Origin of the sequence: Streptomyces roseoverticillatus (assembly GCF_000719265.1) — a bacterium.
GTDB lineage: Bacteria > Actinomycetota > Actinomycetes > Streptomycetales > Streptomycetaceae > Streptomyces > Streptomyces roseoverticillatus.
This window is the reverse complement of sequence record NZ_JOFL01000078.1, coordinates 1-295: the sequence shown is the minus strand read 5'-3', so window position 1 is coordinate 295 and position 295 is coordinate 1. Positions and strand designations below refer to the sequence as shown.

The following is a 295-nucleotide window of genomic DNA, read 5'->3' as shown; positions in this document are numbered from 1 at the left end:
TCGAAGAGCCCGCCCTCTCCGTGGCCGGAGAACTCGTCGCCTGCGCGACACGGTTCGCGCCCGGACAGGACCTCTACCACTCCCTCCGCTGGTGCGACGGGGCGCTGCGGATCGTCAACTGGGACGCCCACCACGCCCATTCCGACACCCGCGAGGCGGCCGTCTGCACGGCGCGGCGCAAGCGCGCGCTGCTCCTCCTCGCCGCCGTCGTGCACGAATGCGACGGCAGCTGGGGCATCAGCAAGAGCGGCGCCGCCACCGAGGGCACCCGGGTCTGGGCGCGCCTCCCCCTCCC

1 pseudogene is annotated in these 295 nt (G+C 74.2%); it reads left to right on the top strand.

Annotated elements, in window-relative coordinates:
* Window positions 1-20: 20 nt before the first annotated feature.
* Window positions 21-295: pseudogene (locus tag IF61_RS0131890) on the top strand (ATP-binding protein); the annotation flags it as partial.